This window comes from Methylobacterium sp. NMS14P, from assembly GCF_028583545.1.
GTDB lineage: Bacteria > Pseudomonadota > Alphaproteobacteria > Rhizobiales > Beijerinckiaceae > Methylobacterium.
The window spans coordinates 4,824,603-4,846,300 of sequence record NZ_CP087106.1; the positions used below are offsets into that span (position 1 = coordinate 4,824,603).

The following is a 21,698-nucleotide window of genomic DNA, read 5'->3' on the forward strand; positions in this document are numbered from 1 at the left end:
CATGAAGTTCGACACCGCCGCGGGCCCGAACCCGATCGACCGCCTCAAGGTCGTGGGCCTGCCCACCGACCGCATCGACGGCAAGTACAAGACCACCGGCACCGCGCCCTACGCGTACGAGCGTCACGACGCGGCCCCCGACGCCGCCTACGGCTACGTGCTGGGCTCCGCCATCGCCAAGGGCCGGGTGCGCAGCATCGACACGGCCTCGGCCCGGCAGGCGCCCGGCGTCATCGGGGTCGTCACCACCCTCGACACGCCGCGGATCGAGCGCGGCGTGATGAACGTCGCCTACCTGTTCGGCGGCGACCTGATCCAGCACTACCACCAGGCGATCGCCGTGGTGGTGGCCGAGACCTTCGAGCAGGCCCGGGCGGCCGCCTTCCTGGTGACGGTCGAGTACGCCCCCGAGGCCGGCGCGTTCGACCTCGCCGCCGCGGCGAAGACCGCCGAGCCGGTCCCGGCGGACAGCGGCGAGGGCAGCGGCGGCGACGGCGAGGAGCGGACCGGCGACTTCGAGGGCGCCTTCGCGCAGGCCCCCGTGACGCTCGACGCGACCTACACGACGTCCGACGAGAGCCACGCCATGATGGAGCCGCACGCCACGACGGCGGCCTGGGACGGCGACCGGGTCACGCTCTGGACCGCCAACCAGATGATCGGCTGGGGGCACGGCAGCCTCGCCAAGATGCTCGGCCTGCCGAAGGACAAGGTCCGGCTCGACGCGCCCTACGTCGGCGGCGGCTTCGGCGGCAAGCTGTTCGTGCGCGCCGACGCGGTGCTGGCGGCGCTCGCCGCGAAGGCCACCGGGCGGCCGGTCAAGGTGGCGCTGACGCGCCCGCTGATCGCCAACAACACCACGCACCGCCCGGCCACGATCCAGCGGGTCCGGATCGGCGCCCAGCAGGACGGCACCATCACGGCGATCGCGCACGAGAGCGTCTCGGGCAACCTGCCGGAGGGCGATCCCGAGACGGCCGTGAACCAGACCAAGTACCTCTACGCGGGGGCGAACCGCCTGACCGCCATGAAGCTCGCCCGGCTCGACCTGCCCGAGGGCAACGCCATGCGCGCCCCCGGCGAGGCCCCGGGCCTCGCGGTGCTGGAGGTCGCCATGGACGAGATGGCCGAGAAGCTCGGCCTCGACCCGGTGGAGTTCCGCATCCGCAACGACACGCAGGTCGTCCCGACCCAGCCGGACCTGCGCTTCTCCCACCGCGACCTCGTCGGCTGCCTCAAGCTCGGCGCCGAGCGGTTCGGATGGGCTAAGCGCAACCCGAGGCCCGGACAGGTCCGGGAGGGGCAGTGGCTCGTCGGGCACGGCATGGCGGCGGCCTTCCGCGACAACATGGTGCTGAAGTCGGGCGCCCGGGTGCGGCTCGCCGCCGACGGCACGGTCACGGTCGAGACCGACATGACCGATATCGGCACCGGCAGCTACACGATCATCGCGCAGACCGCCGCCGAGATGATGGGCGTGCCCCTCGACCGGGTCGTGGCGCGGCTCGGCGACTCGGACTTCCCGGTCTCGTCGGGCTCGGGCGGCCAGTTCGGCGCCAACTCGTCGACCGCGGGCGTCTACGCGGCCTGCGTGAAGCTGCGGGAGGCGGTCGCGCAGAAGCTCGGCTTCAACGCCACCGACGCGGTGTTCGAGGACGGCGAGGTCCGCGCCGGCAACCGCGCCATCCCGCTTGCGCGGGCCGCCGCCGACGGCGAGCTCGTGGCCGAGGACGCGATCGAGTTCGGCAAGTTCTCGAAGACCCAGCAGGTCTCGACCTTCGGGGCCCACTTCGTCGAGGTCGCGGTGGATGCCTATACCGCGGAGGTGCGGGTCCGGCGGATGCTGGCGGTCTGCGCGGCCGGGCGCATCCTCAACCCGAAATCCGCCCGCAGCCAGGTGATCGGCGGGATGGTCATGGGCACCGGCGCGGCCCTGATGGAGGAGCTGGCCGTCGACACCAAGCGCGGCTTCTTCGCCAACCACGACCTGGCCGGCTACGAGGTGCCGGTCCACGCCGACATCCCGCACCAGGAGGTGATCTTCCTCGACGAGGTCGACCCGATGTCCTCGCCCATGAAGGCCAAGGGCGTGGGCGAGCTCGGCATCTCGGGGGTCGGCGCCGCGGTGGCGAACGCGATCTACAACGCCACCGGCATCCGCGTGCGCGACTACCCGATCACCCTCGACAAGCTCCTCGACCGCATGCCGGACGCGGCCTGAGCCGGTCCGCGGGGACGCCCGGCACCGGGCGTCCCCGCGAAGGCCCGCCCTACGGGTCCACGATGTGGAAGCTGGCCCGGGCCCGCATCACGAGGCGACCGTCCTCGTCGTAGGCCCGGGCGGTGAAGTCGTTCACCCCGGTCGCCTCGCCCTCGTCGTGCAGGAGCGCCGTCAGGGTCCGGCGCAGCAGGTCGCGCAGGGCCGCCCGGTCCGCCAGCACGGTGCCCTCGTCGTCGCGGACGTCGACGTGGTCGGCGGTGTCGATGAAGTAGCGCGGCATGGAGATCTCCGGGATCGGGATGATCGGGGCGGGAGCGCCCGCAAGCCTCGCCGGCGGCCGATCATGGATACAGATCGGATCGGCGGCCGCACTCATCTGAGTTTGAAATACCGCGCCCATCTTTCGGCCGCGAGGGACCGGTGACGCGGAACAGAAGAGGGGCCGCGGATCCCCCGGCCCCTCGCATCATCGTTCCGTGGACGGGATCAATACTTCCGGATGATCGGCTCCGGCGCCATCGGGACCGGATCCGCCCCGAACCGGTAGGTCAGGCCGGCGTAGATCGAGAGCGGCTGCGCCAGGGTCGTGGTCCGCGGGTCGTTGATCGACAGGTTGCCGGCGACCGCTCCCGTCTCCGCGAAGGTGCCGAACGTGGCGTAGCGGTTGTTGGTCAGGTTGGTGATCAGCCCGAAGATCTCCAGGTTCTTGCTGACCTGATACTTCGTTGTCAGGTTCATCACGTAGTAGGCCGGCAGCTTGCGGTTGAGGTTCGACTCGTCGCCCCGGTAGTAGGACGACGAGAAGGCCGAGACGTTGAGGCCGAAGCGCCAGTTCGGGGTGATGCTGTACTCGAAGCCCGCCTTGATCTGGTGATCGGGGATCAGCGGGATCTTGTCGCCCGGCCGGACGCGGATGCCGCCGTTCGGGATCACGTCGCCGCCCGCGGCGCCGCCGGCCGCGCCGGTGCTCGCCAGCGGGTTGTTGGGCGACGAGAGGGTCGCGTTGAACTGGAAGGTCGCGTCGACCAGGGCGTAGTTGGCGTAGACCATCAGGTCGGGCGTGACCGCGTACTCGGCGCCGACCTCGATGCCCTGGCGCCGGGTCGCCGGGACGTTGATGTAGTAGGCGCGGGCGGCGTTGCCCGCGACGGCGACCTGGTAGAGGTCGTTGCTCAGGTCGGTGCGGTAGACGCCGGCCTTGTAGGTGAGGGCGCCGCCCGACAGGAAGGCCGGGATCACGCCGCGGAAGCCGGCCTCGTAGGTCCGGCCGGTGACCTGCTTGAGCGGCGGGTCCGCCACCAGCGAGTTCGGCAGCAGGCACGGCTGGGTCGGGCTGGAGCAGGACAGCTCCAGCGGGGTCGGGGCGCGGTTCGATTCCGAGTAGCCGCCGTAGAGGTTGAGCGCCGGGTCGAACTGGTAGGTCAGGCCCGCGAGCGGGTTGACCTTAGTGTACTCGTGCACGCCGGTCACGTCCGGCGAGAACCCGGTCTGGTCCCGGGTCTGGATGCGGGCGTAGTTGAGCCGGAAGCCGCCGGTCAGCGACAGCCGGTCGGTGACGTCCAGCGTGTCGGTGGCGTAGAGGCCGAGATACAGGGTCGAGCCGCTGACATTGCTCGGCGCGAGGCCGATCGCCCCAAGGGTGCGGATGTCCGGCGTGCCGAGGCCCGGGACCGTGCCGTAGTACGGGTTGTTCGGGTCGACGGTGATCGACAGGTTCGGGTTGATGACGCCCAGCTGGCTGGACGACTTGAACGAGAAGTTCGAGGCGTCGACGCTGCCGCCGACCACGAAGGCGTTGTTCAGGCCGAAGATCCGGTCGCGGTTGGCCGCCTGGAGCGAGCCGCCGTAGGATTCGGCCTGAGTCAGGGTCGTGTCGATCGTGCCGTACGGGATGTTCCGCAGGAACGGGATCGTCCGGTTGTCCAGGCCGAGGATCGCGAACTGGTTGGCGTAGGCCCGGCGGGCCGCCACCTGGCTGGTGGGCGGCGCGTTCACGTTGAACGCGTCGTCCTGGTAGCAGAGCGAGCCTCGGAAGCTGCTGCGGCTGCTGCAGTTCTCGAAGTTGCCCTGGTTGCCGTCGACGTAGAACTCGCTGAAGCGCCGGTAATAGGCGTTGCCGGCGAGATCCCAGGTCGGCGAGAGGTCGACCCGGCCCGTCAGCTGGAGCGTGCCGACCTGCGTCGTCTGGGTCTGCGGGTAGGTGAAGATCGCCCGCGGGTCGAGATGCGTGAAGTCCACCGGCGTGGCCGCGGCCGCGCCGTAGAAGCTGCGGGCGGCGAGCCCGATCAGGTGGAATTCCGAATCCTGCGAGCGGTAGCCGAGATCCGCGTAGAGGCGGCCGATCGTGCTCGGGTTCTGGTAGCGCCAGCCGCGGTCGTTCAGGCCGTCGCCGGTGAAGTAGAAGCTCCAGGGACCGGAGATCTTGCCGTACTCGAGGTAGCCGGCGGTGCGCGCGTCCGAGCCGCCCCAGGCCGAGATCTCGGTGCCCTGCCAGGTGAAGCCGTTCTTCATCTGGATGTTGACCGCGCCGCCGATGGCGTTGAGGCCGAAGACCGGGTTGCCGGTGACGACGTCGATGCGCTGAATCGCCTGCGGCGGGATCAGGTCGAAATTGACGACGTCGCCGAAGGCCTCGTTGATGCGCACGCCGTTCTGGTAGACGGCCAGCCCCTGCGGCACGCCCTGCACCGACGAGGCCGTGAAGCCGCGGTAGCTGAGGTCGACCCGGTTCGCGTTGCCCTGCGAGTCGTTGAGGTTCACCCCGGGCGTCCGCCGCGCCAGCGTGGCGATCACGTTGTCGGAGCCCTGATCGACCTCGATCTGCCGCGCCGTGACGGTCTCGACGGTGCTGGGGATCTTGTTGAGCGGCTGCTCGGAGCCGCGCAGCCGCACCCCGCCGGCCGGGGCCGGCAAGGTCGGTGCGGCCTGGGCGAGCGTATCGAGGTTCTGGGCGCCGCTGGAATTGCCGCCGCCCGCACCCACCGGCGACGTCGAGACGACGCTGATCTCGCCGAGGGTGACGGCTTGTTGAGCCTGCGCGACGCCCGGCAACAGAGCCACGGACGCGATCAAGCTGCCTCGCAGGGCCCGCATATCTTCCCCCAACCTGGATTCGAAGGCACGCGCCGCTTCGCGTCGGCTGCGTGCGCCTCACTGATCTCGGGTCGGGACGCGATCTCAATTCACATTCTGTTTAATCCCTTCCGGGGACGACTTGCGGGCTCGAATGATCGGGCCTGTGGCGCAAAGACAACAAGAGCGGAAGATCGCGGCAAGTCTTCGGGATTATTATGAAGGACATCGCGGGATAATTGCGCAATCGGGCCGGTCCTCAGGGGCGGCGTCCGACGCCGCGCGCCCGGCCGTCAGGACCGGCCCGGCTCTCACGGCGGCGGCAGGCGGACGGCGACCTCGTTCCGGCGCAGGAACGGGATCGCGAAGGGCGGGTCGTACCCCATGACGAAGGGCGCGCCCGCCGGTGCGCGGCCGGCCGCCGCCAGGACGGCGGCGAGGATGCCCGCCTGCGCGGCCCGCGCCTCCGGGGTCAGGCGACCGGAGAAGCGCAGGGCGGCGATCCGCTCGGCCGGGACCTCGACCAGCCGGACCCCCGGCTCGTTCGGCGCCGGCGCCCCGGCCGCCGCCACCGCGCGCGGCAGGAAGAATCGCATCGTGCCGGTCCCGGCCTGCTCCACCGGGGCCGGCACGGCGATGCGCTGGCCGCCGCTCTCCACCGGCGCGGTCATGGCGATGCGGTCGCCCGCCCGGTTCGCGCCGGTGATGTAGCGGAACAGCCGCCCGAAGGCGGCGCCGTCGCCCTGGCCGCGCGCGTCGGTCTCGACCGCGCGGCGCGGCGCGTAGGCCCGGATCTCGACCCCGCGGTCGAGGCGCTCGACGACCGTGTAGGCGGGCTGCTCGTAGAGCGCCCGCACGCCGAAGATCCCGAGCACGGCCTCCACCAGGGTGACGAGCGCGTACATGACCCTGTCCACGGCGACCTCCCGAGGCGGCGGCGCGTCGCCCGCGCGAACCCCCTGAGGGAACATGGCGCCGGGACGGCCCGGCGCCGCCCGGCTGCGGCGTCAGGCCTCCCTCGGGCCCGGGGCCCCGGCCGCGCCCCGCCTCAGGGCTGGCCACCCTTGGGCCGCGCCCGCCGCGCGCCGAGGACCTTGCGCAGCGCGCGCGAGACCTGATCGGCGGAGTAGGGCTTGTGCAGCAGCTCGAAGTCGCGGATCCCCTCCTGGGCGAGAACGTGGCTGTAGCCGGAGGCCAGCACCACCGGCAGGTGCGGCATCCGCCGCCGGAGGAGGCGGGCCAGCGCGATCCCGCCCATGCCGGGCATGACCACGTCGGAGAACACGACGTCGAAGGCCGCGCCGGCGGCCCCGAGCTGATCCAGCGCCTCCTCGGCGTTGGCCGCCCAGGTCGTCGCGTAGCCGAGATCCTCGAGGATCTGCGTGGCGAAGCGGCCGACCTCGATGTTGTCCTCCACCACCAGCACGCGCTGCCCCGCGCCGCCGGGATCGAGCGCGGCCGCCTCCGCGGCGGCGGCCGCGCAGGACGCCTCCGGCTCGACCTGCGGCAGGTAGAGCGTGAAGGTGGCGCCGCGGCCGGCCGCGCTCTCGACCGCGACGTCGCCGCCGGACTGCTTGGCGAATCCGAAGACCTGGCTGAGGCCGAGGCCCGTGCCCTTCCCGACCTCCTTGGTGGTGAAGAACGGCTCGAACACCCGCGCCAGGACGTCGGGCGCGATGCCGGTGCCGGTGTCCGCGAGGGCGATCGCCGCGAACGGGCCGGGGGCGCCGGCATGGCCGCGGATCGGCGGCAGCGCCGCGCCGCAGTGCAGGCGCAGGGTCAGCGTGCCGGCGCCGTCCATGGCGTCCCGGGCGTTCACCGCCATGTTGACCAGCGCGGTCTCGAACTGGCTGAGGTCGACCCGGATGAAGCAGGGCCGGTCCGGCAGCTCGGTCACGACCGCGATGCGGGCGCCCGTGACCGTGTCGAGCAGGTCGGCCACGCCGCGCAGCCGCGCGCCGACGTCGAGGATCTCGGGCTTCAGCGCCTGCCGCCGCGCGAAGGCGAGGAGCTGGCCGGTGAGCTTGGCCGCGCGGTCCACCGTCTCCGAGACGGCGTTGAGGTAGCGGGACCGGCGCTCCTCCGCCAGATCCGGCCGGCGGAGGAAGTCCACCGACGAGCGGATGATCGTCAGGAGGTTGTTGAAGTCGTGGGCGACGCCGCCGGTGAGCTGGCCCACCGCCTCCAGCTTCTGCGACTGCCGCAGGGCCTCCTCGGCGTGCCGGAGCGCCTCGGCCTGGGCCTTCTCGGCGGTGACGTCGCGGCCGTAGGCGTAGACGTGCGCGCCCTCGACGGAGGTGCGCCACGAGATCAGCCGCGGGGTGCCGTCCCTGTGCCGGTAGCGGTTCTCGAAATCGGTCAGGTCGCGCGCGGCCGCGGCGGCGTCGAGCGCCTCCTGGGTCGGGCCCGCATCCTCGGGCCAGATGAAGTCCAGGAAGCTGCGGCCGACCACCTCGGCCGGCTCGTGCCCCAGGATCGTCTGCCAGGCCGGGTTGACCGCGCGGAAGATGCCGTCGGCCCCGACCACGGCCAGCAGGTCGCGCGAGTTGCGCCAGACCCGGTCGTGCTCGGCCGTGCGCTCGGCCACGCGCTGCTCCAGGGTCTCGTTGAAGCGCACGAGCTCGGCCATGAGCCGCTTCTGGTCGTCGATGTCGGTGCTGGTGCCGACCCAGCGGGTGATCGTGCCGTCGGCCGCTAGGACCGGCTGCGCCCGGGCCAGGAACCAGCGATAGGCGCCGTCGGCGCGGCGCAGGCGGTACTCGGACTGGTAGTCGGCCCGCGACCGGACGGCCTCCCGCCATTCCGCGGCGACCCGGTCCCGGTCGTCGGGGTGGATGATCCCCCGCCAGCCCGCCCCGTCGAGGGTGCCGGGCTCCCAGCCCGCGTAGGCGTAGACGCGCTCGTTGAACCAGTTCGCAGCCCCGGCCGCGTCGGTCGCCCAGACGAAGTTCGGCAGCACCTGCGACAGGACCCGGAACTGCGCCTCGCTGGCGCGCAGGGCCTCCTCGGCCTGCTTGCGGGCGGTGATGTCGATCGCCGTGCCGATCACCCGCACGCAGCGCCCGCCCTCGAAGATCCCGCGCCCCTTGGCGGCGACCCAGCGCACGACCCCGTCCTCCTGGCCGACGGTGCGGTACTCCACGTCGTAGACGGCGCGCCGCGCGGGATCGAGGGCGGAGGCGTAGGCGGCGCTCGTGGCCTCCCGGTCCTCGGGATGCAGGCCGGCGTAGTAATCGGCCATCGTGACCGGCACGTCGGCCGAGATCCCGAACATCGCCTTGACCCGCGCCGGCCAGAACAGGGTGTCGGCGACGACGTCGACGTCCCAGAGACCGATCTCGGCCGCCTCGGTCGCGAGCCGCAGGCGCCGCTCGCTCTCCCGGAGCTGCTCCTCGGTCCGGCGGCGCACCGTGTCGTCGAGATGCAGCCCGTCCCAGACCAGCGTGTCGCCGACGCGGCGGGGGGCCGAGATGATGCGCGTCCAGACGCGGGTGCCGTCCGGCCGGCGCATGGGCGCCTCGACGTCGAAATGCGCGACGTCGCGGACCGCGGCGGCCTCGGCCTCGGCGATGCCGGCGCGGTATTCAGGCAGGATGAGGTCGTAGGCGACGGTCGGGTCGGCGAGCACCGCCTCGGCCGGCACGCCGGTCATGCGCTCGAAGCCCTGCGAGACGTAGAGGAAGCGCCGGTCCGCGCCGTCCGGGCCCGTGGCGAGCTGGTAGACGTAGCCACCCGGGAGGTGGTCGGTGAGCGCCCGGATCCGGGCCTCGGCCTCGCGCAGGCGCGCCTCGGCCTGGACGCGGCCGGTCGTCTCCGTGCAGGCGCAGTGCAGGCCGACGACCCGGCCGGCCCCGTCGCGCACCGGCGCGTACGAGAAGGTGAACCAAGTCGGCTCGTCGTAGCCGTGCCGGTTCATGGTCAGCGGCATGTTCTCGGACCACGTCGCCGCGCCGGCGAGCGCCCGGTCGATCAGGGGGCCGATCTCGGGCCAGATCTCCGGCCAGACGTCGCGGAAGCGCGCGCCGAGCGCCGCGGGATGCTTGTCGCCCAGGATCTCCGCGTAGGCGTCGTTGTACAGGAAGACCAGGTCGGGCCCGAACGCCACGAACATCGGGAACCGCGATCCCAGGATCAGGCTCAGGGTCGCCCGCAGGCAGGAGGCCCAGCGCTCCGGCGGCCCGAGCGGCGAGCCGGACCAGTCGTGGGCGCGCATCCGGGCGCCCATCGCGCCGCCCTCCGCGAGGAAGGGCGGGTGCGCGGTCCCGGCGATCTCAGACATCGGACCAGGCGCGTGACTCGGACATGGGGCGAGGGACCGGCGGGACAGGACAGTCCCATCGGTGCCCCAGCGGGCGGGTCCGCGCAACCGCGGCGGCGCGCTCGCGCCGTCCGGGACGCCGTGCGGTGGCCGCACTCCGTGTGGAGAACGCCCGCGAGACGCGCCTCAGGCGCTCCTGTCGCGGCCCGAGATCAGCCGGAGCTGCGCCGGCGGGCGGGCCGCCAGGGCGGCGGCGACCTTGCCCTCGAGCTCCCCGACGCGGAACGGCTTCAGCACGATCGCGTCGGTGCCGACCGCGCCGGCCTGGGTCAGGGCGGTGGTGTCGGCGAAGCCGGTGACGAACAGGATCGGCAGTGCCGGCCAGCGCTTCCGGACCTCCAGGGCCGTCTCGGCCCCGTTCATGCCCGGCATGGCGAAGTCCATCACGACGAGGTCGACGCCCGGATCCGCTTCCAGGGCGGCCAGCGCCTGGAGGCCGGAGGCCGCCTCGCGCACCGCGTAGCCGGCCTCGATCAGGCGGGTCGTCGTCACCTCGCGCACCTCGGCGTCGTCGTCGACCACCAGGAGCCGGGGGCCGCCTCCGGGCGGGTGCGTCCGCGCGGCCTCGGCCGCGGCCGGCAGGCGGGGCACGGCGCCCTCGGGCTCCGCGGCCCGGGGCAGGTAGACCTTGATCGAGGTACCCTCGCCCGCGACTGTGTCGATGCGGATGCCGCCGCCGGACTGCTTGACGAAGCCGTAGACCTGGGCGAGCCCGAGACCCGACCCCTTGCCGACCTCCTTGGTGGTGAAGAACGGCTCGAACACCCGCGCCAGCACGTCCGGCGTCATCCCGGTGCCGGTGTCGCTCACCGCCACCATGACGTAGGCGCCGGGCGCCGGCTGCTCGGGCCGCGTCGGCGCCCCGGTGACGCTGACATTGGCGGTCTCGATGGCGAGCCGGCCGCCCACCGCCATCGCGTCGCGGGCGTTGATGGCGAGGTTCAGGATCACCAGCTCGATCTGGGTGGCGTCGACCAGAGCCGGCCACAGGTCGGGCTGGAGGGTCGTCTCGATCCGGACCGCGCCGCCGATCGAGCTCTGCAGCAGGTCGCGCATCGAGGCGACCGTCTGGTTGAGGCTGACCGGCGTCGGCTCCAGGCGCTGGCGGCGGGAGAAGGCGAGGAGCTGCGCGGTGAGCCGGGCGCCGCGCTCGGCGGCCCCGCGCATCATGGCGAGGCGGCGCTTCGAGCGCGTGTCGGAGACGGCCTTCTCCAGGAACTCGATGTTGCCGGCGATCACCGTCAGCAGGTTGTTGAAGTCGTGCGCGACGCCGCTCGTGAGCTGGCCGACCGCGTCCAGGCGCTGGGCGAGCCGCAGGGCGTCCTCAGCCCGCTCCCGCTCGACGATCTGCGCCTGGAGGGCCTGGTTCGCCGTGGCGAGCTCCCGGGTCCGCTCGGCGATGCGCACCTCCAGCGTCTCGTTGAGCGCCTGCAGGGCGGCCTCGGCCTCGCGCTTGTCGGCGCGCGCCCGCGCCTCGGCGAGCGCCCGGACGATCGTGCGCGGCATCCGGTCCAGGCGCTGCTTGACGACGTAGTCGGTGGCGCCGTTCTTCAGGGCCTCGACCGCGACGTCCTCGCCGAGCGTGCCCGAGCAGAAGATGAACGGCGTGTCGGGGCACTGCGCCCGGGCGATGCCGAGGGCGCTCACGCCGTCGAAGGTCGGCAGGACGTAGTCCGCGAGGATCAGGTCGTGCCGGCCGGCGACCGCCGCGCGCGCGAAGGCGTCGCGGGTCATCACCCGCTCGATCGCGACCGGGTGCCCGAGGGTCTCCAGCTCGGCCTCGATCAGCTCGGCGTCGAGGTCGCTGTCCTCCAGGTGGAGGACGCGCAGCGGCCCCGCGGAAGGTCCGATCACGCGTTCGATGGCCAGCCTCCCCGGTACGGCGGCGGCTCGTTGAGGAGGGCCCAGAACACGCCGATCTCCTTGATCGCCGCGAAGAACTCCTCGAAGGCGACCGGCTTCACCACGAAGGCGTTCACCCCGAGATCGTAGGAGCGCACGAGGTCGGTCTCCTCGCGGGAGGAGGTCAGCATCACCACCGGCACCTGGCGGGTGACCGGGTCGCCCTTGATCTTGGCGAGCACCTCCAGGCCGTCGACCTTCGGCAGCTTCAGGTCGAGCAGGACCACCGCGGGATCCTGGGCCTGCCGCTTCTCGTGCGCGCCCCGCCGGTAGATGAAGTCGAGGGCCTCGGCGCCGTCGCGGCAGATGACGATCTCGTTGGCGAGCTGGCTCGATTCGAGGGCCGCCAGCGTCAGCTCGATGTCGTTCGGGTTGTCCTCGACCAGGAGGATGGGCTTCAGTCCCGCCATCAGTGCGCCTCCTCCCGGATAGGCAGGGTGAAGTAGAAGGTGGCGCCCTCGCCGAGCCTGCCCTCGGCCCAGGTCCGGCCGCCGTGGCGCTCGACGATGCGACGGACGTTGGCGAGGCCGATGCCCGTGCCCTCGAACTCCTCGACCCGGTGCAGCCGCTGGAAGACGCCGAACAGCTTGTCGACGTAGGCCATGTCGAACCCGGCGCCGTTGTCGCGCACGAAGTAGACCGCCTCGCCCTCCCGGGGCGGGAGGCTGCCCATCGCGATCACCGCCTCCGGGGTGCCGCGGGTGTACTTCACGGCGTTCGACAGCAGGTTCTCGATGACGAGCCGCAGCATGATGGGGTCGGCGTAGGCGCGGCCCAGCGGCGCGATCTCCCAGCGGAGGGTCCGGTCGGGGGTGACGTCGCGCAGGACCTTCCGGCGGACCTCCTCCACCAGGGCGTTCATGTCGCCCCAGACCTTGTTCAGGGCGTGCCGGCCCATCTGCGAGAAGCTCAGGAGGCTGTCGACCAGGGTGCCGGCCGAGAAGGCCGCCTCGATGATCGTCTCCACGTAGTGCCGGCCCTTGTCGGAGAGCTGGGCGCCCTCGCGGGTCTTGAGCAGGTTCGCGTAGCCGACGATGTGGCGGAACGGTGCGCGCAGGTCGTGGCTGACCGAGTACGAGAACGCCTCCAGCTCCTTGTTCGAGCGCTGCAGCTCCTCGCTCATGGCGGCGAGCTCCTCGGCCCGGCGGAGCACGATGCCGAGCACCGAGGCGCGCAGGTCCTTGGCGGCCTCCACCTCCGGGTCGGACCAGGGCAGGGAGCGGCCCTGCACGGTCTCCTTCCAGATCTCGAACGACTTGCGCGGGTGCAGCCGGTCCGGGCCGCCGTCCGGGTCGGGCCGGACGGCCTTCACGGGGTTGCCGCCCCACTTCACCGTCCGCACGACCTCGGGCCTGAACCAGAGGATGTAGCTCGCGTACTTCTTCGAGACCGAGATCGCCAGGAGGCCGCTCGCCCGATCGGCGAAGGCGCCGGCGGCCGGGAACGCCTCCGACAGGGCCTCGGAGACGAAGACCTCCTCGGCATCGTCGCGCTCGGACAGCCACCGGTAGAGGGCGCGGACCTCGCGCTCGGTCGGCGTCGCCCCGAGCAGCCGGCAGCGGTCCGCCGTCACCACCGCGGCGCCGGTCGCGTCCACGAGGGCCAGGACGTCGTCGGGGTGGTTGAGCAGGCCGTCGACGAAGCTGTCCTCCTCGGCCATGAAGGCGAGGAGGCGCGCCTGCACGGCGCCCAGCGCCAGCCGCTTCTCGGACTGGGCGCCGCGCTCGCGGGCCGAGAGCTGCAGGGCGAAGATCTGGGTGAGCACGTCGCAGGCGTTGCGCGCCTGGAGGGGCACGCGCTTGGGCGTGCGGTTGTGGCAGGAGATCAGGCCCCAGAGGCCGCCGTCCACGAGGATCGACACCGACATGGACGCCATCGTGCCCATGTTGCGCATGTACTCGACGTGGACCGGCGAGACCGAGCGCAGCACCGACTGGCTGAGGTCCAGCGGCCTGCCGGAGGGCGTGGTGGCCGGCCGGATCGGCACCGGGACGTAGCCGGCATCGGGGATGATGCGCAGCCGGTTCCGGCGGTAGAGCTCGCGCGCCTGGACGGGGATGTCGGAGGCGGGGAAGCGCAGGTCGAGGTAGGAGGGCAGGACGCCGTTGCCGGCCTCCGCCAGCACCGTGCCGTGCCAGTCGCGGTCGAACCGGTAGACCAGGGCCCGGTCGAGGCCGGTGATCTGGCGGATGTCCTCGGCGACGAACTGGCAGAGGTCCTCGACGGTGAGGGCGGTCTGCAGGCGCTCGACGAAGGCCCGCAGCCGCGGGGTCAGCACGTCGATGCCGATCTCGGCCGCGGCCGCGTCGATCTCCTCCAGTTCCAGCACGACGAGATCGTCGACCCGGTGGGCCGCGACCTCGTAGGCTTGGCGCCCGCCGCCGGTCTCCAGCGTCACGGTCCGGAGATAGAGGGCGCCGTCCTGGGGCTCCGCCGCCTCGAGATGGTGGCGGACGATGGCCGCGAGGTCGGGCAGGGCCGCGTCGAGGAGGGTCCCGACCGAGGCCGCCGCGGGGGCGTTGGCGCTCGCCTGAACGATGGTGAGGGACCGGGCCTCGAGGCCGAGCAGGAACCCGTGCGGCTGGACGCTGCCGACGATGTGGATGGGCTCGCGATCGCACGCGGTCAGGTCGAGACGCTGGGCCGCGCCGCTTCGAAGGTTCAAGCCGGGATTCGCCTCCTCACCGGGTCGGTCGCAAAATTTAACGCGTGTTAACAGCCGGACCGGGCGGCTCCTATAGGCTTAAAGCACCGGTCTGGACGGCGTGTGGTGTCCGCGGGCGCGGTCGCCGCCGGGCTCAGAGGGCGGGAGCACTTTCATCCGCCCCGCGCGCGCGACGCCAGGTCGCACGACGGGGCTCCGGCGGTGCCGCAGGGCGCCGACCGCGCTGAAGGGGGTGGCGGACACCCGGAGCCCGGATCGCGGAACCCGATCCGCGGGGACGATCGGAAACCGGAACCCGCGCTCCGCTCGCCGACGGCGAGGGATGCCGCGCCGTCAGCCGCGCCCCAGCGCGTAGAATTCCGGGTTGGGCCGCATGTTGCTGACGTTCGCCAGCCGGTTCGAGAGGCCGAAGAAGGCCGCGATGGCGGCGATGTCCCAGGCATCCGCGTCGTCGAAGCCGTGGACCCTGAGCGCCGCGAACGCGGCCTCCCCGACATGGTGCGCGGACTGGCTGACCAGCATGGCGAAGTCGAGCATCGCCTTCTGCCGGTCGGAGATGTCGGCCTTGCGGTAGTTGATCGCCACCTGATCGGCGATCAGCGGGTCCTTGGCGCGGATCCGGAGGATCGCCCCGTGGGCGATCACGCAGTACTGGCACTGGTTCATGGCCGAGGTCGCCACCACGATCATCTCGCGCTCGGCCTTGGTCAGGTTGCCCGGCCTGTCCATGAGGGCGTCGTGGTAGGCGAAGAAGGCCCGGAACTCGTCCGGACGGTGGGCGAGCACCAGGAACACGTTCGGGACGAAGCCGGACTTCTCCTGCACCGCCTCGATCCGCGCGCGGATGTCGTCCGGCAGCGTCTCCAGGCGGGGGATCGGGAAGCGGCCGATCGGGGCGTCTTCGGCTGACATGGGCGCTCCTCGCAGATCGTCGCGGATCGAGCCGGCGCCCGAGGCCGCCGGCCCTCCCGGGCAGCCGATAGACCGGACCGTCCCGTCGACGCAATCGCGCGCGACCGCGCGCGATTGCGCGCCGGGCCGGCCGCTTCCGACCGGGACCGCGCGAGGCGCCGGTGCCGACGTCCAGCCCAGGGACGATCGTGGCGTGCGATGCTCGGGCAACGCGTCGCCACCGCGCTTCGCGCGTGAGGGTGCCGCCGACACGCCGTCTCGCGACGACCTTGCCCATACCGGGGGGCGCTGGCCCGACGAGGACATCCCCGTCGGCGAACCGGCAAGGATCCTCTCCGAAGTCAGCGAAGCCCGGGACGCAGTTCTGCGGATCGTGGAGATCTCCGCCGACGGAAGGATCACGCGCAACAGCATCGATCTGGCGGAGAGAAGCGGCAGTCCCTGCCCGTCGCTCATCGACTGTGCGGATCGCCTACCGCTTCCACAACCTGACCGACCGGGACGTCGAGACGACGATCGCGTTCCCGATGCCCGACATCTCCGGGGGTCCCGACGCGATGCTGAACATCGCCGACCCGAAGCACGACAACTTCCTCCGCTTCACCACCGGGGTCGACGGCCGGCCGGTCGAATCGCAGGTCGAGCAGCGCGCCTTCGTCACGCCGGCCGGCAAGCCGGAGATCGAGGTGACCGGGCGGCTGAGGAGCCTCGGCATCCCCCTGGTTCCGACGGTCGAGGCGACCGAGGCCGCTCTGGCGGTCCTGGGCGAGGATCAGCGCCGCGGCCTCGCGGCGGACGGCCTCCTGGAGGCCCAGGACACGGGCAACGGCACGACGAGCCTGTTCCCGGTCTGGACCCTGCGGTCGAAGTTCTGGCGCCGGCAGGTCTTCCCGGCGGGACGCGACGTCGTCCGGCAGAGCTACGTTCCGGGCCTCGGCGGCCTCTCCAGCCTCTCGTTCGGGACCGCGACCGAGGGCGCCGACGAGAGGGCCGCCTACGCGCGGAAGTACTGCACGGACGCGGCCTTCCTGAAGGCGGCCCAGGGGCCCGCCCGCAGGATCGAGGCGGCGGGCGGGGGGTGCAGGCCTTCGAGCAGTACCTGTCCTACGTGATCACCTCGGGCGGCAACTGGGCCGGACCGATCGGCACGTTCAAGCTGACCGTGGACAAGGGGGATCCCGCGACGCTCGTGTCGTTCTGCGGCACCGGCGTCCGCAAGACGGGCCCGACGACCTTCGAGAGCGTCGCGACGGATTACGTGCCCGGGCACGACATCGACATCCTGCTGCTCAAGACCACGGCGGGCCGATGAGCGGCGGCGCGCCGTCCGGCCCGGACCCGGCACGCCCGGCGGCCCGCGCGACGAGCGGGCTCCGGCGCCGCGCAGATCCGACGGGCCCGGGCCGGCCGGGGCCGCACTGCCGATCACATCCAGACCGCAACAGGAGGGAGTCCGTGCGTATCCAAGCCCATCCGGCGCGCCCGAGCCCGCGATCGGGCCTCCGATCAGGCCTCCTCGGCACCCTCGGTGCGCTCGGTGTTCTCGGCGTCCCCGTCGCCCAGGCAGCCCCGGATTGCGCCGCGAGCCGGGGCAGGGTCGAGACACTGATCTGTGCCGATCCCGCCCTGACGCGGCTGGACGACGAACTCAGGCGCCTGTTCGACAGGATCGTGGACGAGACGCGCGGGGTCGACGGCGAGACCGGCCGGGCGATCGACACCTTCGGCGCGGACCACGCGCGCTGGCGCGCGCAGGTCCGCGACGCCTGCCCGGACACGGCCTGCCTGACGCGGGCCTACACCGCGCGGATCGCGCAGGTCCGGCACGACTGGAGCCGGGCGCTGTCGGACACGCCGGCGCTGCGGCACGTGGTCAACGCCCGTTTCGGCTTCTCCGTCGACGTGCCCGCCGACCTCGTCGCGGAGCCGCCGCCGGACAACGGCGACGGGCAGGTCTTCCGCTCGGCCGACGGCCACCTGCACCTGACGGTGTCGGGCCTGAACGCCGTGATCGACCAGGATCTCGACGCCGTCGTGGCCGCGGATCGGAAGACCTGCCTGCGGCAGCCGCCCGAGTACGCGGCGCGCAGGCCCGGCTGGATCGTGCTCTCCTGCACGACGGCGGCCGGAAGCCTGTACCGGAAGACCCTCCTGTCGGGCGGCCGCGGCGGCGCCTTCGTGACCCTGCGCGTCCGCTACCCCGCGGACGAGGAGGCGCGATGGCGCGCGGCCGTCACCATGGCCGCGACCTCGCTGCGCCTGACGGAACCGGGCCGGAGCACCCGCTGACGGAGGCCCTGACGCGCACCGGTCACCGAGAGAAGGTCGTGGCGGTCTGCGCGGTCGAGACCATCATGTTGTAGTCGTTCACGATCCAGGTCACGTCGCGCCCGGCGCCGCGCCGGGCGTCGCCCCTGGCCTTGGCGAGCTTGTCGTCGAACTCGCGCAGCTTGCCCAGGAGCGCGCGCGGCCGGCTCTCGAACACGTGGAAGGAGTTCGGGTTGGCGGCGCTGTACCCGTCCATGTCCTTCACGGCGACGGCGTAGCGCCCGAGCGCGGCGTCGAAGGCCGCCATGTCGACGACCGGCCTGGCGTCGGTGGGCAGCAGGTCCATGACCTTGCGGCAGGCGGTCATCACGTTCGCGACGTGCCAGCGCGCCTTGCGGCCCTCCCGCGCCTCGAGGGCGGCGAGTTCCAGCGCGTCGCTCTTCTCCTTCTCGACCCGCAGCGCGGCGTCGACCTTGGCGCGCGCCGCCAGGAAGGCCGGCCCCGCGACGGCGAGCTTGGCGTGGAGCGCCTTGCCCTGCTCCATCTTGTCCGCGCGGTAATCCTGCCGCTCGTAGTAGCCCTCCGCCTCGGTGACCGTCGGGGCGAGCGCCTGATAGGCGGCGATGTAACTCTTCACGGCACCGTCGAGGTCCGGCATCGCGGGGGGCTGCGCGGTCGCGGCCTCCGCCTTCGCGATCTCGCCGCGCACGTCGTAGAGCCCGTAGAGGCCGTAGATGATCCGCTCGCGGCCGGTCGGGCCGGTCTTCATGTTGACCCAGCTCTGATAGCGGCTGAGCGATTCCTGCGCCCGCAGGGTCCGGTTGAGGAGGCCGACATAGGCGTTGAGCTTGCGGATCGTCTCCTGCGCGGGATCGCTCTCGGGCCTGGTCGCCGGACCCGCCGGTGCCGGGGCGGGGGTCTGAGCGGGGGCCTGCGCGCGGGCCGGGGCGGCGGCGAGCAGCGCGGCCAGCATCAACCAAGTCGTCGTTCTCAGGGTCGTCGCTCTCATGGGCGCGGGGGATCCTCCGGATGGGTTCTGCCCGTGTAGCGGGCGTTCGGCGTGAAGACCAGACGCAGGCTCTGGTGCCTTGCGCCCAATAGATCGCTCGGGATCGACAGCGACGCGTCTATCGGAGAGATCGACGATCACATCTCCGGTCATCGCCACCGGGACGATGATCTCGCGCGACGTCGGAGATCGAGGCCGGGAAAGTCTATCGCGGCGCCCGGACGCCGCTCCCCGGACAGGCGGCGCGAGGCCGTCTCGTCCCGCGAAGGCGGATCGGGTAGAGGATCGGCCGATGCTCGACGGCCATCCCCGCATCCTGGCTGACCTGCGTGCCCGGCTGGCCGAGCCGCACCGCGTCTATCACGGCCAGGCCCATATCGACGCGCTCCTGGCGGCGTTTCGCGCCCGCCGCGGGACGGTCCGGCATCCCGACGCGGTCGAACTGGCGATCTGGTTCCACGACGCCGTCTACCGGCCGGGCGCCCCGGACAACGAGCGGCGCAGCGCCGCGCTCCTGCGGACGCTGCTGGAGGGCGCGGTCCCGGCGCCCGCGCTGGCGGCGGCCGAGACGATGATCCTGGCGACCGAGCGGCACGCCGTCCCGGACGGTCTCCCGGCCGCGCTCGCCGCGGACGTCGCGCTCTTCCTCGACCTGGACATGGCGATCCTGGGGGCGCAGCCCGCCGCCTACGACGGCTACGCCGCCGGCGTGGCGCGGGAATTCGTCCCGGTCGTGGGCGCGGCCGCCTACCGGCAGGGGCGCGCCGCCTTCCTGCGGGGGGCCCTCGAATCCGGCCGGCCGCTGTTCGTCACCGACCGGGCCCGGGCGGAGCTGGAGGGGCCGGCGCGGTCGAACATGCGGCGGGAGCTCGACGCACTGGGCCGGTGACCGGTGACTCGGGCCCGGTCAGGGCGCGATGAGGTGCGGCACGAACCGGGCCCGATCGGTCGTGATGAGGCCGTCCGACTCGCGCACGCACAGGCCGGCGGGCCGGTCGCCGACCATCCAGCTGCCGACCAGCGCGCGGCGGCCCGCGAAGTCGGGCAGCGCGGCCAGGGCCTGCCGCACGTAGCCCTCGCCGCCGTAGGGCCCCTCGTCGCGCGCCGCGACGGCGCCGTCGCGCACGATCAGCACGTTGGCGCCCTCGCGCCCGTAGAGGGGCTTCTTCACGAAGCTCCGGCCCAGCGCGGCCTTGGCGGGGTCCTCCTCGAAGAAGGTCGGCAGCAGGTTGGGATGGCCCGGCGCCATCGCCCAGAGATGCGCCAGCAGCCCCTTGTTGGAGAGCACCGCCTTCCAGGGCGGCTCCAGGAACCGGGTCGTGGCCGAACCGACCGCGCGGCCGAACGGGTCGGCGAACATCCACTCCCACGGGTAGAGCTTGAACAGGCAGCCGATCGGGGCGCCGGCCGCGTCCACGAAGCGCCCGTCCCGGTCGAGCCCGATCGCCTCGACCGGCAGGAAGGGGGCGGCGCGGCCGGCCTGGAGCGCGCAGTCCTGGAGATAGGCGAGCGTGCCGCGATCCTCCGGCGCGTCGGGGAAGCCCGCGAAGGCGACGCCTTCCGGGGGCGCCACCGCGGCGAGGCGCGCCACCAGCGCCTCGTGCAGGGTGTTGAACTGGTCGGCGCCGGCGGGGAGGCGTCCCCGCGCCAGCCCGTCCTCCAGCCACAGCCACTGGAAGACCGCGCTCTCGTAGAGGGCGGTGGGCGTGTCGGCGTTGTACTCGAGGAGCTTGGCCGGCCCGTCGCCCCCGTAGCTGAAGTCGAAGCGCCCGTAGAGGCTGGGATCGCGCCGGTCCCAGCTCGCCCGGATCGCGTCCCAGGCGTGCTCGGGGATCCGCAGCGAGGCGAGGATCGCCGCGTCCCGGACCGCCCGGTCCACGAAGGCGAGGCAGAGGTCGTGCAGCGCGGCGCTCGGCGCCTCGATGGCGTCCTCGATCTCCGCGAGGCTGAAGGCGTAGTAGGCGCTCTCGTCCCAGTAGGGGGCGCCGTCGAACGTGTGGAAGGTGAAGCCGGCGCGCGCGGCGTGGAGCCGCCAGTCGGGCCGCTCCGGGATCGGCACGCGGCGCATCAGCCGCCCCCGGATCCGCCCGCGCGGCCGCCCGAGCCTCCGGAGAACGCCGTCGCCCGCCCGGTGCCGCCGAAGCCGCCGCGGCTGACCGTGCGCGGGGTCGCGCTCGTGGTGCGGGCGACCGAGGCGGGGACGTGGACCCGCGAGACGCCGCCCGCGTAGGCGACCCGCCCGCCCGCACCGGTGCAGTAGCCGCCCCCGTGCCCGGCCGTCGCGGCCCCGGCCTCGTCGCGCTCCTCCTCGGGCGCGTGCGGGTAGAGCGGCTGGACCGGCAGGTCCTGCGCGTCCGTGCGCCCCATCATGAAGGCGGCCATCACCGGCAGGTAGCGGCCGCGCGCGGCCTCCGTGACCTGCGCGCCCGGGGTGCAGCCGCCGGTCCCGTGGTGGCGCTGGCAATCAGCCTCGGTCTCGTAGCGCGGCGCCGTCGCCGCGTAGGTCTCCTGCGCGCTCGTGTAGGCGGCGATGCAGGCTTCGGCGCCGCGCAGCTGCTGGGCGATGCAGGCGCCGAGCGTCCCGTAGACGAGCGCCTCCTCCTCCCGCTGGGACGGGTCGAGGCCGCCGAGCGTCAGGGCGGCCGCGCCGGCGCCCGCGACCAGGACCAGCGACACGGCGGCCGAGCGCTTGGAGCGGCGGGTGGCGGCGAAGCCGGCCCCGGGCCCGCCGGCGGCGTCGCCGGAGGCTGCGTCGGGACGTGGCGCGGTCTCCGTCACCGGCGCCTCAATAGGTCATCGAGGCGGCGTTCACGACGCCGCCCGCCAGCGAGGCCGCGCCGAGGAGGATCGCGGCGGCGGCGCGGTCCTCCTCGATGCGCCGCGACAGGTCCGGCACCGCGAGGCGCACGAGCCAGTAGATCGCGATCTGGATCACCAGGGCGATCAGCCCCCAGATCAGGCAGTCGAGCAGCGACCGCGCGTTGTAGATCGCCACCGCCAGCGGCAGCGTGAAGCCGACCAGGCTCCCGCCCAGCGCGACGGCGGCCGCCGTCACGTCCCGGCGGATCAGCGCGAGCTCGTTGTGCGCGGTGGCGAGGGTGTAGATCAGCAGGTAGAGGCCGGTCAGCCCGGTCGCGGTGCCGAGATAGAGCAGGAAGTCGGGCAGTCCGGAGACCAGGGTCACGCAAGACCCACCGTCTCGCCGGCCCCGATCGTCGCGCGCGCCGCCATCGGACAGGTCTTCGGGTCGCATCGCCCGACGCGCGAGGCGAATGTCGGGGCTGATTGCTGCGCGCGGAACCGATTCACACGCGCGAATCCACGCAATTTC

17 protein-coding genes are annotated in these 21,698 nt (G+C 72.7%); 5 read left to right on the forward strand and 12 right to left on the reverse strand.

All coding sequences use genetic code 11. The features are described from left to right. Position 1: 1 nt before the first annotated feature. A complete protein-coding gene (gene paoC, locus LOK46_RS22960) occupies positions 2 to 2,221 on the forward strand; it encodes an aldehyde oxidoreductase molybdenum-binding subunit PaoC (protein WP_273560701.1) in 2,220 nt (739 codons plus the stop codon). Positions 2,222 to 2,270: 49 nt separating this feature from the next. Here the strand turns inward: paoC and LOK46_RS22965 are convergent, their stop codons facing one another. From LOK46_RS22965 to LOK46_RS23000, 8 genes are all read right to left on the reverse strand, one after another. Then, a complete protein-coding gene (locus LOK46_RS22965; protein ID WP_273560702.1) occupies positions 2,271 to 2,501 on the reverse strand; it encodes a DUF6894 family protein in 231 nt (76 codons plus the stop codon). Between the two features lie 206 nt (positions 2,502 to 2,707). Beyond that, positions 2,708 to 5,314, reverse strand: coding sequence for a TonB-dependent receptor (locus LOK46_RS22970; RefSeq protein WP_273560703.1), 2,607 nt, complete (start codon positions 5,312 to 5,314; stop codon positions 2,708 to 2,710). 290 nt (positions 5,315 to 5,604) lie between these two features. Next, positions 5,605 to 6,210: an SOUL family heme-binding protein gene (locus LOK46_RS22975; RefSeq protein WP_273560704.1), complete on the reverse strand. Its 606-nt coding sequence runs from the start codon at positions 6,208 to 6,210 to the stop codon at positions 5,605 to 5,607. A gap of 131 nt (positions 6,211 to 6,341) precedes the next feature. Then, a complete protein-coding gene (locus LOK46_RS22980) occupies positions 6,342 to 9,572 on the reverse strand; it encodes a PAS domain-containing protein (RefSeq protein WP_273560705.1) in 3,231 nt (1,076 codons plus the stop codon). A 165-nt stretch (positions 9,573 to 9,737) separates the two neighbouring features. After that, positions 9,738 to 11,465 carry a response regulator gene (locus LOK46_RS22985; protein WP_273560706.1) on the reverse strand — a complete coding sequence of 576 codons (1,728 nt, stop codon included), beginning with the start codon at positions 11,463 to 11,465 and terminating at the stop codon, positions 9,738 to 9,740. After that, the gene (locus tag LOK46_RS22990; RefSeq protein ID WP_020094074.1) at positions 11,462 to 11,923 is read right to left on the reverse strand and encodes a response regulator; all 462 of its coding nucleotides are present in this window, start codon (positions 11,921 to 11,923) and stop codon (positions 11,462 to 11,464) included. Before LOK46_RS22990 ends, LOK46_RS22985 begins: the two co-directional genes overlap by 4 nt. Next, on the reverse strand, positions 11,923 to 14,178 hold the full coding sequence (locus tag LOK46_RS22995) for an ATP-binding protein (RefSeq protein WP_273560707.1): 2,256 nt from the start codon (positions 14,176 to 14,178) through the stop codon (positions 11,923 to 11,925). Before LOK46_RS22995 ends, LOK46_RS22990 begins: the two co-directional genes overlap by 1 nt. A gap of 333 nt (positions 14,179 to 14,511) precedes the next feature. Continuing rightward, a complete protein-coding gene (locus tag LOK46_RS23000) occupies positions 14,512 to 15,090 on the reverse strand; it encodes a peroxidase-related enzyme (RefSeq protein WP_273560708.1) in 579 nt (192 codons plus the stop codon). 461 nt (positions 15,091 to 15,551) lie between these two features. On the opposite strand from LOK46_RS23000, the gene LOK46_RS23005 reads away from it, so the two are divergent. From LOK46_RS23005 to LOK46_RS23015, 3 genes are all read left to right on the forward strand, one after another. Then, a complete protein-coding gene (locus LOK46_RS23005; protein ID WP_273560709.1) occupies positions 15,552 to 16,202 on the forward strand; it encodes a DUF4424 family protein in 651 nt (216 codons plus the stop codon). Next, positions 16,169 to 16,402 carry a DUF4424 family protein gene (locus LOK46_RS23010; protein ID WP_273560710.1) on the forward strand — a complete coding sequence of 78 codons (234 nt, stop codon included), beginning with the start codon at positions 16,169 to 16,171 and terminating at the stop codon, positions 16,400 to 16,402. Before LOK46_RS23005 ends, LOK46_RS23010 begins: the two co-directional genes overlap by 34 nt. 143 nt (positions 16,403 to 16,545) lie before the next feature. Next, on the forward strand, positions 16,546 to 17,379 hold the full coding sequence (locus LOK46_RS23015; RefSeq protein ID WP_273560711.1) for a lysozyme inhibitor LprI family protein: 834 nt from the start codon (positions 16,546 to 16,548) through the stop codon (positions 17,377 to 17,379). Between the two features lie 22 nt (positions 17,380 to 17,401). Here the strand turns inward: LOK46_RS23015 and LOK46_RS23020 are convergent, their stop codons facing one another. Beyond that, entirely contained in the window at positions 17,402 to 18,367 is a 966-nt protein-coding gene (locus tag LOK46_RS23020) for a YiiG family protein (protein WP_273560712.1), read from the reverse strand. 292 nt (positions 18,368 to 18,659) lie between these two features. Between LOK46_RS23020 and LOK46_RS23025 the strand changes: the two genes are divergently transcribed. Further along, a complete protein-coding gene (locus tag LOK46_RS23025) occupies positions 18,660 to 19,256 on the forward strand; it encodes an HD domain-containing protein (protein ID WP_273560713.1) in 597 nt (198 codons plus the stop codon). 18 nt (positions 19,257 to 19,274) lie between these two features. On the opposite strand, the gene LOK46_RS23030 is transcribed toward LOK46_RS23025, so the two are convergent. The 3 genes from LOK46_RS23030 to LOK46_RS23040 are packed head-to-tail and all read right to left on the reverse strand — an operon-like array spanning position 19,275 to position 21,551. Further along, on the reverse strand, positions 19,275 to 20,435 hold the full coding sequence (locus tag LOK46_RS23030; RefSeq protein ID WP_273560714.1) for a glutathionylspermidine synthase family protein: 1,161 nt from the start codon (positions 20,433 to 20,435) through the stop codon (positions 19,275 to 19,277). After that, on the reverse strand, positions 20,435 to 21,145 hold the full coding sequence (locus tag LOK46_RS23035; RefSeq protein WP_273560715.1) for a DUF1190 domain-containing protein: 711 nt from the start codon (positions 21,143 to 21,145) through the stop codon (positions 20,435 to 20,437). The genes LOK46_RS23030 and LOK46_RS23035 overlap by 1 nt, the downstream gene beginning before the upstream one ends. Before the next feature lie 7 nt (positions 21,146 to 21,152). Further along, complete coding sequence (locus tag LOK46_RS23040) at positions 21,153 to 21,551, reverse strand: DUF350 domain-containing protein (RefSeq protein ID WP_273560716.1); 399 nt, start codon at positions 21,549 to 21,551, stop codon at positions 21,153 to 21,155. Positions 21,552 to 21,698: the final 147 nt, after the last annotated feature.

Excerpts from the sequence above, each read along its gene's own strand:
- LOK46_RS23025 (WP_273560713.1), top strand. The coding sequence starts at position 18,660 with ATGCTCGACGGCCATCCCCGCATCCTGGCTGACCTGCGTGCCCGGCTG.
- LOK46_RS23000 (WP_273560708.1), bottom strand. The coding sequence starts at position 15,090 with ATGTCAGCCGAAGACGCCCCGATCGGCCGCTTCCCGATCCCCCGCCTG.
- LOK46_RS22965 (WP_273560702.1), bottom strand. The coding sequence starts at position 2,501 with ATGCCGCGCTACTTCATCGACACCGCCGACCACGTCGACGTCCGCGAC.
- LOK46_RS23030 (WP_273560714.1), bottom strand. The coding sequence starts at position 20,435 with ATGCGCCGCGTGCCGATCCCGGAGCGGCCCGACTGGCGGCTCCACGCC.
- LOK46_RS23020 (WP_273560712.1), bottom strand. The coding sequence starts at position 18,367 with ATGAGAGCGACGACCCTGAGAACGACGACTTGGTTGATGCTGGCCGCG.
- LOK46_RS22980 (WP_273560705.1), bottom strand. The coding sequence starts at position 9,572 with ATGTCTGAGATCGCCGGGACCGCGCACCCGCCCTTCCTCGCGGAGGGC.
- paoC (WP_273560701.1), top strand. The coding sequence starts at position 2 with ATGAAGTTCGACACCGCCGCGGGCCCGAACCCGATCGACCGCCTCAAG.
- LOK46_RS22970 (WP_273560703.1), bottom strand. The coding sequence starts at position 5,314 with ATGCGGGCCCTGCGAGGCAGCTTGATCGCGTCCGTGGCTCTGTTGCCG.
- LOK46_RS22990 (WP_020094074.1), bottom strand. The coding sequence starts at position 11,923 with ATGGCGGGACTGAAGCCCATCCTCCTGGTCGAGGACAACCCGAACGAC.